The sequence below is a fragment of the Paenibacillus sp. J22P15 genome, assembly GCF_056269345.1.
The window spans coordinates 223,701-237,212 of record NZ_JBWDNT010000002.1 but is presented as its reverse complement, the minus strand read 5'-3'; the positions used below and the strand labels follow the sequence as shown (position 1 = coordinate 237,212).

The following is a 13,512-nucleotide window of genomic DNA, read 5'->3' as shown; positions in this document are numbered from 1 at the left end:
TTATGCTCCTTGCTGGGAAAAGGCCATTTGCTGGTAAAGTTTGCTTTGTTCAAGCAGTTCACGATGCGTGCCTATCGCCGTTATTTGACCGTCCTCAAGCACAATAATCCGATTCGCCTGCTGTACGGATGCAATTCGCTGCCCAATGATAAGACAAGTACTGTTCTTCATAATCGTTTGAAGCGATTTCCGTATAAGCAAGTCTGTTCTCAAATCGACCGCACTTGTGCAGTCATCGAGAATGACGATTTTCGGTTTCAGCAATAGTGTCCGAGCAATAGCTAAACGCTGCTTTTGACCTCCTGACAAATTGACGCCACGCTGTCCAAGCACGGTATCATAACCATTTTCGAGCTTCATTATAAAAGCATGCGCTTCGGCCGCCTTGGCCGCCGCTTCAACTTCATCCTGACTTGCATCCGGTTTACCGTAGCTGATATTATCTCGAACGGTCCCACTGAACAAATGCGCCTGTTGTAGCACCATACCGATTTGGCTGTGCAGCTCCTCAGCAGCAATCTCGTTAATGGGATGAGAATCTATGCGGAGCATTCCCTCAGTCACTTCATAGAATCTAGGTATAAGACTGGCCAGCGTCGATTTGCCCGAGCCATTCACACCGACGATCCCGATCGTCTCCCCTGGCTCCACAACCAAATCAATGTCGTGAAGCACGGCCTTCTCTACATCGCCTTCATAGCTGAAGCGCACATGCTCGAATGCAATTCTACCATCCGTAATTTTGTTAGACTGCTCATTCAGCTTACGAACAGCAGTCCACTTATCAGCAGGAACCTCCAATATTTCATTAATACGATCAGCAGAAGCTTTTGCACGGGAAATCGCTATCAATTGATTACCTAGTCCTAGTGTAGAGAATAACAGCTGTGTAATATAAGTCAAAAATGCCGCAAGGCTGCCCACGGACAATGCTCCATGCTCTGAGAGCATTCCTCCATACCACAAAGCAGCTACTATACTGAAATTAAGAATGATCGACACAAGCGGCGTATTTAGTGCAGCAATCTTAGCCGCTTTGAGACTTGCTTGCAGTAAATTAGAGTTCGTTTCGTTAAAACGTTCTTCCTCATAGTCGGACCGAACGAATGCTTTCACAACACGAATCCCAGACAAATTTTCTTGCATGACGGTGTTCACTTGATCAAGCCGCTGCTGCATCATCGCAAACAGAGGAACGGTAATCCGAGTTGTAATGACGAGAAATAAGGCCAATAACGGAATCATAGCCAGCAAAATAATTGATAAGCGAGGGCTTATTACAAAAGCCATTACTAAGCTCCCGATAATGATAAATGAACTGCGCGCGAATACGCGGAGCAGCAGCAGCACTAAGCTCTGAATTTGTGTCACATCACCCGTCAGCCTCGTCACGATTGATCCAGAACCGTAACGGTCTAGTGAGCGCAGTGACAAGGATTGTATCTTCTGAAACAGCTCCTGCCTTAGATCTGCTCCAAAGTTCTGTGAGGCGATCGTTGAGAAAACGGTGCAGCCTACACCTGCAATCAGACCGATGAACGCAGCCAGCAGCATTTTAGGAGCGGTACTCGCAATTGCCCCTAAATCACCCGCAATAATGCCATCATTCACAATGCAAGCCATAAAACGTGGTTGCAACAAATCCATGAAAACCTCAAGCAGCATAAACAGCGGTGCCAGCAAAGCGGACAGCCAATATTTTTTCAAAAATCTAGTAAGCTTTAACAAAGTTACACCTCAATTCTCTAACAATTTTGTACAATAGCAAATATAGAGGCAGCGCAGCTCGCTCCCTCTTGATAGAGCAATTATAGCATCCATCACCCTTTTTCACACCCATGAGGAAGCGCGCAGAATATCAGCCGTACGCCTGGGCAAAGGTAAGGGGACATACCCCTTGCCTTTTTATGTTTTTCGATAACGATTCGAAGGGGCTGGGTAGAAGATGACGGAACAACTAATACTGAACGGAACAATTGTCGCGGATTCTATGAAAGAGCAGTTGAAAGGAAGAGTTGAAAGACTTAGCCAACGAGGAATTGTTCCTTGCTTAGCGACGATACTGGTAGGGGATGATCCCGCTTCTGAAACTTATGTTCGAATGAAGGGCAACGCATGCAAGCGGCTCGGTATTCATTCCAAGCGTATCCATTTGAACAAAAACATATCAACGGAAGACTTGATTGATGTCATTACTCAGCTTAATGAGGACCCGCTTATTCACGGCATCCTCTTGCAGCACCCCGTACCGCATCAGATAGATGAACGTGCGGCATTTGAAGCGATAAGCATCCGTAAGGATGTCGATGGTGTAACGTCGCTCGGTTTTGCCCAAAATGCCTTTGGTTACGCTAATTATCCTTCTTGTACACCCGCTGCAATTATGGCGATTCTCGATTACTATCACATTCCAATTGAAGGCAAGCATGCGGTCGTAGTTGGAAGAAGCCCAATACTAGGCAAGCCTGTTTCTCAAATGCTGCTGAACCGCAATGCAACAGTCACCACCTGTCACTCCAGAACGAAAAATTTATCAGAAATGCTTCGACTTGCAGATATCGTCGTTGCAGCAGTCGGCAAGCCGAACTTTATTCAAGGAGAATGGATTCGCGCTGGTGCTGTCGTGTTAGACGCCGGCTACAATGAAGGAAACGTGGGAGATGTTGATTACGAGGCTTGTCTTGCCAAAGCAAGCGCTATTACCCCTGTGCCTGCAGGCGTAGGGCCGGTCACCATCGCTACGCTTCTGAAGCATACGGTTGATTCGGCAGAGAGATTTGCCCTCCTTTAAGGAGGGCTCCACCCTACTGGTGTTTACTTGTAGTTCAAATAACCATTATGAAGTTATGAGGCTGCCTGTTCTCTCGGCAGCCATGTTGCGTGGTCATTAAACACTCGTTTTTCGTTAGCCTAAAAGAATGATCCGTTTATTTTATTCCAATAAACCCTGTCCCCTTCTGAAAATTGTTAGTTCCCATCTGAGGGTCCACAGTCCATTTTTTTGCAATATATATAACATCTTCTTCGTCAGCTAAATTTGGTTCATCAACATCTATTTCCGTAAAAATAAGATTATTTTCAAGTTCTTCTTTACTAATTTCACCTTGATTAAAAATGGTTTCTCCGGTCTCTCCTAAATATCCATAAGCACGTACTAGCTTGCCATTAACAGATTTTGCCCAAGCATGGTACTCAACAACTCGATGTGTTCCGAAGTAATAAGCTTCTCCGAAACTCAAACTCAGATCAGATATTACAGTTAATGGATTTAGTGATTCTGTTCCACTTAAATCTGGCATAATCGAATTAATCACTAATGTCCAACCATTAATTGGAGGTGATATGAAATAGTATCCTTCATAAGCTCCTTCTATTCCGGTTCTCCAATTAGAGATTTGAATATTTTCCAGCTTTATTGCATCTAAAACAGCTTGGGTATCGTTAGTCTTAACCGCAAACCATTGACACTTATAACCAAATTCAACTGGCAAATCAGGATTCGAATCGAATTTCATTGCCTTTGGACCTACATTGGTTGAATTCTGATTACTAACTAAATTTTTGTTAATATTAAATCGTTTTTGAAAATATATAAATATCAATACTAAAATAATAATCACCAATATTACATAAAAGATTCTCATGAGTTATCGGTTTACCGCCCTTTTTAAGCTGCCAACATGTAACGGCAGCCTCGTTCTGCTATTGTTAAACCTTTTATAAATCTAACCTTCACCGAGTTCAATCGTTTTCGTAGCGACACGGTCGTGAAATTCCCGATCATGCTCCACGAACACAATGGTCGGCGCGTACTCAAGCAGCAGCTCTTCAATCTGCATCCGGGAAATCACGTCGACAAAGTTGAGCGGTTCGTCCCATATATGCAGATGCGCCTCTTCACATAGGCTTCTCGCGATCAGTACCTTCTTCTTCTGCCCGCCGCTAAACGCCGACATATCCTTCTCAAACTGGATACGGGCGAAATCAAGCTTACGCAACAAGGCCTTAAATAAGCTTTCGTCGATTCCGTGCTCTGCTGCATAATCGGAAAGCGATCCTCGCAGATGAGAAGTGCTTTGGGATACATAGGAAACGCGAAGCTGCGGCTCCCGCCGAAACGTGCCTGTATAGTGAAGCGCCTCACCGCTCAACAGGCGGAGCAAGCTAGACTTGCCCGAACCGTTTGGACCTGAAATTGCGATCCGATCCCCTTGTTCGATCGTCAAAGAAACGTTTTTGCACACCGGTCTTTCCCCGTAGTACATCGTGACGTGATCCAGCACAGCCAGTTCTGATTTCGAATACGCGAGCTGAGAGATCGCAAGGCTTTCTGACTGTTCGATATTTCGAAGCAGTTTCGATTTCTCCTCTACAGCGGCGCTTTGCCGCTGCTCGATGGATTTCGCGCGTTTCATCATTTTTGCTGCTTTGTGACCGACGTATCCTTTGTCCAGCTTGGAGCCGGAGTTTCGTGTGCCATTTTTCGATTTTTCAATCTCGTGAGACCAGCCGCTCGTACGTTTGACGGAAGTCGATAAACGCTGTATGTCTTTGTACAGCTTTTCGTTTTGTGCTAATTCGAAATTGTCCTGGCGAGCTTTGTTCGTCCACCAGCTGGAGAAGCTGCCTTTTTGGATTTCGATATTAGTTTTGTTGATCGATAGAATATGATCGACGCAGCGGTCGAGAAATGCCCGATCGTGTGAAACAAGAATAAAACCTCGTTTCGTATTCAGATAATCGCCTACAAGCTTGCGTGCATGAAAGTCGAGATGATTGGTCGGCTCGTCGATGAGCAGAAATCGATTGTCCTGGATGAACAGCACGGCTAGCAATACCTTCGTTTGCTCGCCTTGGGACAGCGATTCAAATGGCCGGTACAACACGTCCTCCGAAACCTTAAGCAGATTCAGTTCGCGCATCAACTTCCAGCGCTCATAGCCTGGCACAATCTCTTCGATGGCGTCGACGGTCAAATATTCCGGATGTTCGACGGGAAACGGAAAATAATCAAAGGCGACCGGTGCGGAGATCGTGCCACTGTATTCGTATTTCCCCAGCAGCAGGTTAAAAAACGTCGTTTTTCCCCGACCGTTTCGCCCTGTAAACCCCAGCTTCCAGTCTGTATCGATTTGAAAATGAACATTTTCGAATATATGGTCATAACTGCCTGGATAGGCAAAAGTAAGATTGGATACTTGTATCGCGGGCATGGCGATCATCCTTTCGTATGGAAAATAAAAAGAACCGCAAGAAAGGTGCTTTCTTGCGGCTCTAATCCATACGAGGAAATACAGCCCCATTCCAAGGGGCCGGATGACTGTCCGGATAGGGAGCGCAAACGAAATGCAGACCTTTCTTGCAGAGACGAAATAAACCAACTACAGCCGATAGCTGAGTCCGTTCTTTTCGCGATCTCACAGCAAGAAAGTTCTACATGTATTCGTTCAACTCCCATCATCAAAATTACATACAGTTTATCACAATCGTAATTTAACTACAACCTGCGCCGTCTCGATTCCTGTTAGAGCTAGCTGTACAGGTCGCCTATTCATTACCTTATAAAACTCCCCATTCTTCGGGAATGCAAGACGGCCGAGCCCTTCAAAGCTCCGCCGTCTTATATGCCGTTCTTCCGTTATCCCCAAGCGGCCAGCTCCATCTCGAAATCGGTCGTGAAATCTGGACTGATCGGCGTGACCCGCACGTTCACATTAGCCTTCCAGATGTTGATTGCGATGTCGGGAGAAGCCCCCTCATAGACGTACAGTCCCTTGGCCTGCTGCTGTACTGGCTCCAGCTTCGCCTTCCAGATGCCACGATGGCCGTCGGAGCCGACCGCTTCCACGCGGACGTCCTTGTGACAGATGGCGCCGAGTTGAATTTCGGCACGGAAGGCCGTCTTGTTCAACCCAATCCTGCTGCTATGGTCGGCCAGAATGTCCGCTTTCCGGACGCAGACGCCGGACCAGTTGTCACGGATGAATTGCTTGTAGGCGGCAACCCTCGATGCGACCTCGAAGTTGTCAGCGGCAAACCGCTTCCCCCGTAAGGTCGTGGGAACATACAACTTGTGCCAATAATCGCTTACCATTCTGTGGGTGTTGAAGACGGGCGCGATTGAGCAGATCGACTCTTTCATTAGGTTAACCCATTCCGTCGGGACCGCGCGATCACCCCGCTTGTAGAACAGCGGAATAATCTCTTCCTCGAGTAAGCGGTAAAGCGCTTCGCTGTCCTGCTGCGCCTGGTACTCAAGGTCGCCTTCCGTCTCGCCTTCGATGGCCCAGCCGTTTCGCCCGTTGTAGCCTTCCACCCACCAGCCGTCCAGTACGCTGCAGTTGATTACGCCGTTCATGGCCGCCTTTTGTCCACTTGTACCGCTCGCTTCCATCGGCTTCACGGGCGTGTTGAGCCAAACGTCGACGCCTTGGACCAGCTTCTTCGCCTTATCCATCGCATAGTTCTCCACGATGTAAACGTGGCCCTTAAACCTTTCCTCCCGGGATAGCTCCACTATTCTGCGGATCAATTCCTGCCCCGGTCCGTCCGCGGGATGCGCCTTTCCTGCGAAAACTAGGCACACGGGGCGCTGCGGATCACCCAGAATGTGCGCGAGCCTCTCTAGGTCGCGGAAGATGAGAAGTGACCGCTTATACGTCGCAAACCGCCTGGCGAAGCCAACAATCAACGGTCCTCCACCGGACGAGGCAAGCGGCAGGCCCAACTCCCGGACCATCTCCGATTTCGCCCGCTGATGCTCCTCCCACAGCTCTATGGGTGGAATATCCCGAACAGCAGACCATACGTCCGGTTCCGCAGTGCGGACGGCCCAGTCGGACGTGAGGTGCCGGTCGAACAGCTCCTTCATGCCGGTGGACAGCCATGTCCCGATATGGATGCCGTTGGTGACCGAATCGACTGGAATGTCCTGTCTCGGAATATGCGGCATCCACTGGTGGAACAAGTCCTTGCTCACCTCGCCGTGCAGCTTGCTCACCCCGTTCACCTTCGACGACGTGCTGACGGCAAGCCGTGTCATGTTGAACGAGTCGCCCACTCGGCCGAGCGACAGCACCCGCTCCCTGTCCGTCCCAAGCTGCCAGTAATAATCGCCGAGATAACGGTCTATCATGTCGATGGAGAAGACGTCATGCCCGGCTGGAACCGGTGTGTGCGTCGTGAATACGGTGCTCGCCTTGACCGCTTCGAGTGCGGTCTCGAACAGCACTCCTTCGGCGGACAGCATGCGGATGCGCTCTAGCGTCAGGAACGCTGGGTGCCCTTCGTTCATATGCCAGACGTCCGGCCGGATGCCCAGCGTTGCAAGCAGTTTCGCACCGCCGATGCCGAGGATCATCTCCTGACTTATGCGGACGTCTTGATCACTCGGATAGAGTGTGTCGGTCAAGCGGCGGTCCTCGTCGCTATTCGATTCAACGTCTGTATTGAGCAGGTACAGCGTGACCGAGCCCACCTGCACGGACCACGCTTTCGCATACACCTGCCTGCCGCCCACCATCACGTCGACGACGAGAGGCTGCCCTTTGGCATCCCGCACGAGACGAACCTTGTAGGAGCTCGCCTCTGGGTCGATATCGGTATACAGATGCTGCTGCGAGCCGCCCTCGTTGATGTGCTGCTGGAAATAACCCTTACCATAAAATATGCCTACGCCCGTAAGCGGAACATTCATGTCTGCTGCCGCCTTGATATGGTCGCCTGCCAATATGCCAAGGCCACCCGAGTAAATCGGTAAAGATTCGTCAAGTCCGAACTCTGCCGAGAAATACACTACACCGCTGTTTGACATCATCCCACCTCATTTTCGCGAAAAATTGCGCTTCGCCTTGTAAGCGCCTGACTTGATGCCTATATACTATATGCCGTTTTACGGTACACGTGCCTATTGCAAGCATGATAACGGAAGAGCCGGAAACTATGTTGTTCGGGCGTTACCCTAGAGTTTTTCTGCTTCCTTGCGATTCTCGTTAAGAATCCCAATGGAACTCGTTATTTTTCCGAGGTCGATTGGGATTTAGGGAGGTGAAATAATGAACAAGTTAGTTTTTCATTTTCTTTTTCCAGCTGTGCATAATCTTCAGCAGTATTTGCCCCGTTAAATTGCCAGTTAGCTCAACAAGGCTGCCGTTTCATGCCGGCAGCCTCGTTCTGGTGATTGTTAAGCTATAGTGTCCCGTTTGACAAGTCAGGTTAAGAGATCTTAAAGAGCTCTTTTCGTTAATAAAATTACGTATTATAAATATTTTCACATTCTTGCGCGGTCGGTTCATAAAAACAGTGCTTCTTCCATCGTCCTACGAACGGCTGATTATACCAAGTTGACGGACATGGTCCGGGATTTTCGAACGTTCCTGGACGGAAATACCATAGGGAGTATTTGCCTGGCCAATTCCTCTCCCCATTCACAGCCCGTTGCGCCAGACGGCGTTCCCTGTCTCTTGCGCTTTGATAGTACATACCATGTTGCAACGCTTCGAACGCATGCGGCTGGTTGATCATTTGGGGTATTGTCCGTATATCTTTAAAATCGGAGCAATTCCCTCTTATTCGGTTAATTCCAACATTGCCAACAAGGAGCATGCCCATTTCGCCTTCGGTCTCAGCTTCAGCTCGGAGCAACCTTGCCAACATATCAATATCCTGTTGCCTTGCTTTTACGACTGCCATTGGCTCACCTCTTTAGATTTCTAGACTCATCATATTGTAGGTGAAGCGGATGTGTTACTCTGGCAAAAGAGAGAGCAATAATAAATAGCCGTTTCACCACAGACTTCTGCCAGTTAGCTTAATAAAGAAAAGAAGCAGCTGCAGTGGCAAACTGCTCCTTTTGCCCTTCAACTACCATTTCCCGTTAGTCAAGTGAATCATAACTTCCACTGAAACCACCTACCGTGTCCATCTGTTTCTGCCAACGTTTCCTTATGTCCATTGCCATCTATATAGTAGTCGAGATGGAGATCTTGATCCCACATATTATTATAAAGGTGGAACACGTTTCTTTCTTCACCGAGGTTATGAATATGCTCACACAACTTGATCTTAGACTCGTGAGGTATCTGATTGGCTACATGGGTATGAAAAACACATATTGTTGAGTCCTTACTAATCTTCGATACAATATTCGGAAGTAAAGAAACGCCATCTCCCTCAATTAACTCTAAAGGATGCTTCTTTAAACATAAGGCGGCATTTTCAAAGTAGGAAATACGTTCCTTATGCTCTGGCCAGATCAACGCTTTCAGCCAAAGATAATCTTCAGGATCATTCAGATCATTCACATGTAAATCTAGACCGATCCTTGATGTTACTGGTGGGCTATGCTCCAGAAGAAATGGAATATTATCGCCACTAATTTCAGCCGTTATCTCTAGAGCCGAATGTTCATATCCGTACTTTTTATCGGTTTTATAAGAGTAGCGGTATTTATCCCAAAGGAGCTGAAAGCCCGCACTTGTTCCTATTTCTATGAGAGCTAACGGTTTTTGCGTTATTTTATGAATGTAGCAAAAGCTAGGATACAAATATGCACAACGTCTCACTTCGTTTGTTTGTACAAGCTTGCTTTCTAGAATCTGAATAATCTCATTTTCGTACTGATTACAAAAATCAATGAAACAATTAATTGCTGTCGATGAGTCCCGTGATTCACCTACTATGCTGGGATAATACTCAGCTAACTCGTGTTCAATTCCCCCTAATAGCAAATAGTGAACCGCGCCCAGTAAGAGGTTGGGAACAGGCTGTCCTGATCTCGAATAAGCCGCTAGTTTAAGCAGTTTCGGGTCATTAGCAATGTTTCCTGCAAGATGTTCATACAGACTGCTGGAATCCTTACATTCTCTTTCAGCAAATATTCTAAATCGCTCCGAGAGTACGCTCGTTTCCAAATCACACACCACCTTTTTCCAGTTAGTGGTATGGTAACATGAGCCTTCGATAAAGAAAATTTCAATATTTTTATCTAATTTATAGAGGATATTTATCACAAAAATTTTTAGTTATTCAGTGTCCTAATCGTTAACTACTATTAAATCGAATGATGTTGATGGACGAAGGAATGTGAAATAGTAATCCTCAGCTGGGTCCCATCGAAGATGCCATTCCAAATCGTCTGAACCCTCTCTCATATTATGCCTTTCGCGGCGAAGTTCGGGGGATACATCCACGAGAACTGTAAGATCGACAACATCGGATAGTTCAGGGAGTGTGCTATAAATTCCCTCTAAAATAATTACTTTTGAAGGCTCCTTCGTAACTAAGTGCAATGCCAAACCATTCCTAGTTGAAAAGGAAAAAGGGTGATATTGTGCTTTTTCACCTCTAATCATCGGCAACAATACTTCATTACGCATAAGCTTCCAGTTGAAACAACGACGACACTTTTGTTCTGATGTGTAAGAGTCCCATTCATCGCTCGTGATAGTCGCATCAAAGAAGTCATCATACTGGATGACTTCTGCATCCAAGTGCGAAGCCACCTCAATAGCCAACGTTGATTTGCCTGCACCACTCCCGCCATCCAAAGACACAACCAAAGGTCTGCTTCGTCCAACCAGACGCTCTTTAATAGCAGTAATAATGGACTGAACTGCTTCCTGTGATTTATGTGATAAATTGTTCTTTTCCATGTTGATGGCACCCCTTAACCTTCAACCAATTTCTATTACCCAAATTCCTAACAGATTGTACCTTGTCTATTCAACTAAGGAAGCGATTTAATCCATGTTGTTTATAAACTCTAAAATATCATTATAAAATTTTTCTCTGTCTTGCCCCTGAATAGCATGGCCTGAAGCTGCATATTCCTTAATAATTAATTTTGAACACATACTCTTATAACGTTCGATATCTGAGTCAGCAACTAATGAACCTTCAAGTAGACCTCGTGCAACTAAAACAGGCATATCAAAATTCCCTTTAATATCGATTTGCTGCGATTCCCTTTGTATCCCTCTAACAGCTATCGGTCTAATTTGCTCTTTTCGTTTAAATGGAACGAGATAGTTATTTATGTAATCTTCCGGCCATTCTTTATCCATTGCCCTGTGCTCTGGTGGATAGTCCCCTACCATAATCGATTTAACTTTTGACTTATGCTTTAATGCATACCCTAAGGCATAAGAAACGCCGCGTGAGTAACTGAATAAATGAAATTGATCGAGTCCAGCATCTTTCACAACCGCTTCAATATCAGAGATATGCTCGTCGAGGTTATATCCAGAGCTGGGTGTTTCACTTTCTCCTCGTCCCCGGAACGAAAGGATAACACTTCTTCTGGGCTGCATAACTTCAAGTAAATCAATATATTCATCAGCCGTTTCTGATAACCCTGGGCAAACAACTAATGGCGTCCTTGAAAGCTCAGAGCTATCTGCTGAGTCAATGTAATGTAGTGCAAACTCACCATTTTTCACATACTTGGATATGTACATTCAGCTCCTCCTTTTTAATTATTTTGCACTTATTATTTCATTCAAAGATGTTCGTCATTTAGCTTTTGAATGATAATCCCGTTTGCTCCAAAGCCGTTCTAAGTGTAGGTAAAGATTTGGGCCCCATCCGTGAATTTTCAAGATCTCTTTTTCACTATATTTTGAGAGCTCTTCCAAAGAAGTTATTCCATTGTGTTCCAATGCTCGTCTTGCCGGCGCCGCAAGCAGAGAAAGAAATCCGTTTTCAGGTTTTGAAGCTGCCATTTTTTATTTCTCCTTTTCTTAAGCCTCTCTTGTCACACTTGCTGGCTCAGATGAGGCTTTCTCCCCCTTCTGCAGCTGATACATTTTGTAATATCTGCCGCGGAGCTCCATCAAGGCATCATGATTACCACGCTCAACGATTTCACCGCGATGCAGGACGAGAATTTGATCAGCATCACGAATCGTAGACAACCGATGTGCGATAACGAGCGTTGTCCGGCCTTCACTGACCACTTTCAGCGCTCGCTGGATTAACCCTTCCGTCTCGCTGTCTATACTCGCTGTCGCCTCATCCAATATAAGAATAGATGGATCGAAAGCTAGTGCTCTTGCGAAGGAGATCAGCTGGCGCTGACCGGAGGACAGCGTGCTGCCGCGCTCAACCACTTGCTCATCATAGCCGCCAGGCAACTGCTCGATAAATTCCGCCGCTCCTACATCCTTCAGTACACTTTTCACTCTATCAATCGTTATGTCCTTATTATAAAGGCTGACGTTAAATTTAATGTCGCCAGCAAACAAGTAAGGATCTTGCAGCACAATGCCCATATGTTTGCGCAGCTCTTGCTTTGAAAACGTCGAAATATTTCGTCCATCAATTGTGATCATCCCTTTATCCGGCTCATAAAAGCCAAGCAGCAGGTTCATGATCGAGCTTTTGCCCGATCCGGTATGACCCACTAAAGCGACGGTCTCACCTTTACGCGCTTCAAATGAGATTTGCTTTAGAACATTTTCGCCCTCTTTATAGGCGAAGGTGATGTTATCGAACTTCACTACGCCCTCAGGCTTCTTCACCTGATGAACCTCTTCGACCTCCATACCTTCCATGTCCAGTATCGCAAATACCTTCTCTGCGGAAACGAACGCTCGCTGCGCATTCGTCAATTGATCGAAAATACCGATAATCGGCATAAAGATACGTCCCAAGTAATCTATGAACGCATAGAACACACCGTAAAGAATAACCGTCTCAAGCGAGGCTTTACCGAAATACCAAATGACCATCGCGGTTACTAGGCTGCCAATGGTACCCACAATGTTTCTTGAGGACAAGGAAAATACTCTAAACTGTTTGATTTGGTTAATATATCGATCCTCATTCAATACCTCAAACTCTTCAAGCGTCACCTTCTCGCGGCGAAAAGCTTGAATGATTGGCATAACAACGATCGATTCATTGATCATGGCATTCATATCACTAAGACGCGCGCGCATTATCGTGATGTACTTTTTCGAATATTTTAAGTGAATGACCATAATGACCGCGAAGAGCGGCGGCAAGAGCAAGCAGAACAACGCGAGCCTTACATCTAGTATGAACAGCGCTGTAAAAATACCAATAAGCTGTACGAAGCTGACGACAAAGGTCGCCATGAAGCTCATGAACAAATCCCGCACAGCCTCCGTGTCGTTCGCTATTCTCGATACGATTTGTCCAATCGGCGTATTATCGAAGTAGCGAAGCGGAATTCGCTGAATATGGCGCATCAAATCCATACGCATGTTTTTGATAATACGGAGTGCTGTCGTCTGCAAAATGTACGATTGCGAGAAATTACCGATACTTGCGATGAGCAGCAGCCCCATGTAAAGAGCCAGCATGCCTAGAACAGGCATAATGTCATTCCCGCCGACCGCTAAATGCTTATCGATAATGGTTTTTATAATAAATGGTCCGCCGAGCTCAGCGCCTACCGCACAGCAAAGAATAAGCAGGGCGCCGATAATTCTAAACTTATAGACGAGAGCATATGCGAATAGTCTTCTCGCCGTTGATTGTTTTGGCATT

At 46.3% G+C, this 13,512-nt stretch carries 10 protein-coding genes and 1 pseudogene; 1 reads left to right on the top strand and 10 read right to left on the bottom strand.

Annotated features, from left to right (window positions below; genetic code table 11):
• Positions 1–1,728, bottom strand: a complete 1,728-nt coding sequence (locus tag AC0YN6_RS05960; RefSeq protein WP_475745727.1) for an ABC transporter ATP-binding protein — start codon at positions 1,726–1,728, stop codon at positions 1–3.
• A gap of 217 nt (positions 1,729–1,945) precedes the next feature.
• On the opposite strand from AC0YN6_RS05960, the gene AC0YN6_RS05955 reads away from it, so the two are divergent.
• A complete protein-coding gene (locus tag AC0YN6_RS05955) occupies positions 1,946–2,791 on the top strand; it encodes a bifunctional 5,10-methylenetetrahydrofolate dehydrogenase/5,10-methenyltetrahydrofolate cyclohydrolase (protein WP_475745726.1) in 846 nt (281 codons plus the stop codon).
• 136 nt (positions 2,792–2,927) lie between these two features.
• Here the strand turns inward: AC0YN6_RS05955 and AC0YN6_RS05950 are convergent, their stop codons facing one another.
• The 9 genes and pseudogenes from AC0YN6_RS05950 to AC0YN6_RS05910 all read right to left on the bottom strand — a co-directional run bounded on the left by AC0YN6_RS05950 (position 2,928) and on the right by AC0YN6_RS05910 (position 13,511).
• Positions 2,928–3,644 (bottom strand): hypothetical protein, encoded by a 717-nt coding sequence (locus tag AC0YN6_RS05950; protein WP_475745725.1) that lies wholly within the window; start codon positions 3,642–3,644, stop codon positions 2,928–2,930.
• Positions 3,645–3,725: 81 nt separating this feature from the next.
• Complete coding sequence (abc-f, locus tag AC0YN6_RS05945) at positions 3,726–5,213, bottom strand: ribosomal protection-like ABC-F family protein (RefSeq protein WP_475745724.1); 1,488 nt, start codon at positions 5,211–5,213, stop codon at positions 3,726–3,728.
• 425 nt (positions 5,214–5,638) lie between these two features.
• The gene (gene glgP, locus AC0YN6_RS05940) at positions 5,639–7,816 is read right to left on the bottom strand and encodes an alpha-glucan family phosphorylase (RefSeq protein ID WP_475745723.1); all 2,178 of its coding nucleotides are present in this window, start codon (positions 7,814–7,816) and stop codon (positions 5,639–5,641) included.
• 434 nt (positions 7,817–8,250) lie between these two features.
• Positions 8,251–8,691: a cell wall hydrolase gene (locus tag AC0YN6_RS05935; RefSeq protein ID WP_475745722.1), complete on the bottom strand. Its 441-nt coding sequence runs from the start codon at positions 8,689–8,691 to the stop codon at positions 8,251–8,253.
• A gap of 197 nt (positions 8,692–8,888) precedes the next feature.
• Positions 8,889–9,911: a DUF2332 domain-containing protein gene (locus tag AC0YN6_RS05930; protein WP_475745721.1), complete on the bottom strand. Its 1,023-nt coding sequence runs from the start codon at positions 9,909–9,911 to the stop codon at positions 8,889–8,891.
• Between the two features lie 123 nt (positions 9,912–10,034).
• Positions 10,035–10,652, bottom strand: coding sequence for a uridine kinase family protein (locus AC0YN6_RS05925; protein ID WP_475745720.1), 618 nt, complete (start codon positions 10,650–10,652; stop codon positions 10,035–10,037).
• Between the two features lie 87 nt (positions 10,653–10,739).
• Entirely contained in the window at positions 10,740–11,456 is a 717-nt protein-coding gene (locus AC0YN6_RS05920) for an alpha/beta fold hydrolase (RefSeq protein WP_475745719.1), read from the bottom strand.
• Positions 11,457–11,514: 58 nt separating this feature from the next.
• Positions 11,515–11,708, bottom strand: a pseudogene (locus AC0YN6_RS05915) (helix-hairpin-helix domain-containing protein); the annotation flags it as partial.
• 30 nt (positions 11,709–11,738) lie between these two features.
• A complete protein-coding gene (locus tag AC0YN6_RS05910) occupies positions 11,739–13,511 on the bottom strand; it encodes an ABC transporter ATP-binding protein (protein WP_475745718.1) in 1,773 nt (590 codons plus the stop codon).
• Between the last annotated feature and the right edge of the window lies 1 nt (position 13,512).

Excerpts from the sequence above, each read along its gene's own strand:
- abc-f (WP_475745724.1), bottom strand. The coding sequence starts at position 5,213 with ATGCCCGCGATACAAGTATCCAATCTTACTTTTGCCTATCCAGGCAGT.
- AC0YN6_RS05920 (WP_475745719.1), bottom strand. The coding sequence starts at position 11,456 with ATGTACATATCCAAGTATGTGAAAAATGGTGAGTTTGCACTACATTAC.
- AC0YN6_RS05950 (WP_475745725.1), bottom strand. The coding sequence starts at position 3,644 with ATGAGAATCTTTTATGTAATATTGGTGATTATTATTTTAGTATTGATA.
- AC0YN6_RS05955 (WP_475745726.1), top strand. The coding sequence starts at position 1,946 with ATGACGGAACAACTAATACTGAACGGAACAATTGTCGCGGATTCTATG.
- AC0YN6_RS05935 (WP_475745722.1), bottom strand. The coding sequence starts at position 8,691 with ATGGCAGTCGTAAAAGCAAGGCAACAGGATATTGATATGTTGGCAAGG.
- glgP (WP_475745723.1), bottom strand. The coding sequence starts at position 7,816 with ATGATGTCAAACAGCGGTGTAGTGTATTTCTCGGCAGAGTTCGGACTT.
- AC0YN6_RS05910 (WP_475745718.1), bottom strand. The coding sequence starts at position 13,511 with ATGCCAAAACAATCAACGGCGAGAAGACTATTCGCATATGCTCTCGTC.
- AC0YN6_RS05925 (WP_475745720.1), bottom strand. The coding sequence starts at position 10,652 with ATGGAAAAGAACAATTTATCACATAAATCACAGGAAGCAGTTCAGTCC.